Origin of the sequence: Phyllobacterium sp., from assembly GCF_037994405.1 — a bacterium.
In the GTDB taxonomy this organism is placed as follows: domain Bacteria; phylum Pseudomonadota; class Alphaproteobacteria; order Rhizobiales; family Rhizobiaceae; genus Phyllobacterium.
In genome coordinates this window covers 1-2489 of the sequence record NZ_JBBNAN010000196.1, presented here as the reverse complement: position 1 = coordinate 2489, position 2489 = coordinate 1, and the positions used below count along the sequence as shown (strand labels likewise).

At 53.5% G+C, this 2489-nt stretch carries 3 protein-coding genes; 2 read left to right on the top strand and 1 reads right to left on the bottom strand.

Annotated features, from left to right (window positions below; all coding sequences use genetic code 11):
- The first annotated feature begins 441 nt into the window (after window positions 1-441).
- A complete protein-coding gene (locus tag AAAC48_RS11170) occupies window positions 442-630 on the top strand; it encodes a hypothetical protein (protein ID WP_340654240.1) in 189 nt (62 codons plus the stop codon).
- Window positions 631-1086: 456 nt separating this feature from the next.
- A complete protein-coding gene (locus tag AAAC48_RS11165) occupies window positions 1087-1851 on the top strand; it encodes an SDR family oxidoreductase (RefSeq protein WP_340654239.1) in 765 nt (254 codons plus the stop codon).
- 164 nt (window positions 1852-2015) lie between these two features.
- Here the strand turns inward: AAAC48_RS11165 and AAAC48_RS11160 are convergent.
- Window positions 2016-2489: tetratricopeptide repeat protein (locus AAAC48_RS11160; RefSeq protein WP_340654238.1), on the bottom strand; the 474-nt coding region annotated here is incomplete at its 5' end.

Sequence of the window (2489 nt, the reverse complement as noted above, 5' to 3'; positions counted from 1 at the left end):
GGGCCATTCTGTACGGATTCAGAATGGCCAGCCAGAATTGGGACATTTCCAAAGCCGCGATTGCTCATGATCTGTTTCGTTTCATCGGCTGATTGTTGTATGGCGCCGGTGAGCTTACTCTGCAGGTGACCGGTATCGAACCATCCAGCGATAACCGGAATTATCACTACAGATCAAAACTGATCGCGAAACTGTGCGAGCAGGACACTACGGAAACAAGACGCGATGATACTCTCGCTGACGCCATCGGCATTCAGTTCGGCTTCATCGTTAACTTGGAGAGCCATCAAGCGCGACATGTTTTTAACCGTCCCTTAGGTGAACGAAGGTTGGCGCAGCGAAACCGGCCCGACTGAACACACCCCCAACAAAACTGTGATTTTGCCGAAATGGGATTAGCGGTTAGGCTGGCTCCGCATCACAAAAGCTAGGAGTTGGACGATGAGAACAATCCTCGCACTTGCCGCTGCTTTCGGTTTTACCGTGTCGGCCGCCTCGGCCGACTGTGTCGGACATACCGCCTCCGTTGACAAAGAGATGACAACGGCAAGTGTTTCGAAAGACCAGACACCCATTCCTTCTGATGCCCAATCAGTCAAGAAGGAACTGCCGCAACGGGAAGCCGAATAGCTTGAGCCTCCAAGGAATGTGACCCCTCGGATGCGGTCGGTAAGCTGGACGGCTACCTCGCGCCCATGCCCCGATGCTGCCCGCTCAAGGTGTTTGAGTGGGGAAACCCAGGAACGCTGACATTTGTCTCACTGACCATTGCCTTCAACGCACTCGTTGCTGTTGTGCAGCTTTGGGCACTCTTTTCTGTTTAGTGTTTTTGAATCTGCCCTATCTCTATTTCAAAAGGCTGGGAGGCAAGCGTCGGTTACCTTTCGCCACCTTGGCGTTCGTGTCGGCAACACTGTCGATGCAATGACCGCTGTTGGCGGCGCAAAGCGGACATTCAATGCGTTGAAATCGGACTTTTTGAGACAGAACGCGTTAGAACACCGACGCGACTTTTTTCCATGTAGATTATAGTCATTTTCAATTCGGCTATCGCCGAAGACGGATTCTGACGAAGGGAAGAGATCGATGGAATTGTTCGACCTTAAAGGACAAGTAGCGATGGTTACGGGTTCGGGCAGCGGCATCGGCCAGGCTATTGCGATTGGTTTGGCCGAGGCTGGAGCCGACGTGGCATGCTTTGGCCATCTCTCAAACGGCGGTTTGAACGGAACGGCGGAGAAAATTCGCGCTCTCGGCCGCCGAGCCTTAACGCTCGAAGGCACCGTAACCTCTGCCGCGGACCTGAAGGGAGCGATCGATTTGATAGAAAACGAGCTTGGCTCTTTGACGGTTGCTGTCAACAACGCAGGTGTTGGTGCTGCCGGAGATGCCGAGACGCTTCCACTGGAGAACTGGCAACGGGTCTATGATGTAAATGTAACGGGTGTATTTTTGTCCTGCCAGGCGCAAGCACGCGTAATGCTTCCTAGAAAGAGGGGCTCCATCATTAACATTGCTTCAATGTCAGGCTCGATAGTCAATCGTGGTTTGAAACAAGCCGACTACAACTCATCCAAGGCTGCGGTTATCCACCTGTCAAAAAGCCTGGCAATGGAATGGATTGATCGAGGTATCCGGGTCAATTCGATCAGCCCGGGCTACACGCTGACACCCATGAACCGTCGAGCTGAAGTCGCTGATCAGGTGAAAATATTCGAACGGGACACTCCCATGGGTCGCTTGGCAGCTCCCGAAGAAATAGTTGGTCCCGCCGTATTCCTTTCAAGCAGGGCTTCTTCATTCGTAACTGGTATCGATCTCGTCGTGGATGGCGGTTTTATGTGTTGGTAGCCGCACGCGTGACAATTGTCTTCTACAAGACATTGCAGCGCGGCGACGAATTCTGGGCAGCTTATGACATCTGCTTTCTGCAGCGTTATCGTCGAACTTCTTTGGCATAGCGCCAAATGGGACGAGTCCAAGGTCGGCCCTTTACATCCGCAGCGCAAAGGGAGCTACTTTTCCGGCAGTCCTGCCTGGGCGAGATCGGCGAGATAGGGCTTCAGAAGCGGTTCGACGAGTTGCGGTTGCTTGGTGGTCGGATATACCGCTTCATCCTTCAATGTCCATCCCGGTTTGTTTTTGAGAAGTTTCGCGATGCTGGCATGCGCCTCATCAAGTTTGCCGAGACGCGCGTAGGCTGCTGCCAGATTGACATCCCACGGTTGTTCCATTTTCTGGAACAGGGCCACGGTATCCGCCGGACGATCGGCGAGATAATAGGCGAATGCCAGATTTCCGAAGTACCAATCCATGGGGCTGGCATCCCGCCGGATCGATTCCTTCAGCCATTCAATCGCCTGGTCGGTTTTTCCGGCATTGGCCAAATACATTGCAAGATTGGCGCGCGACAATGCATCGTAGGGAACCAGTTTAGCCGCCGCCTCGGCCTCGACAACCGAGCGCTCGAAATCGCCCTCGTGCAACTG

Excerpts from the sequence above, each read along its gene's own strand:
- AAAC48_RS11170 (WP_340654240.1), top strand. The coding sequence starts at position 442 with ATGAGAACAATCCTCGCACTTGCCGCTGCTTTCGGTTTTACCGTGTCG.
- AAAC48_RS11165 (WP_340654239.1), top strand. The coding sequence starts at position 1,087 with ATGGAATTGTTCGACCTTAAAGGACAAGTAGCGATGGTTACGGGTTCG.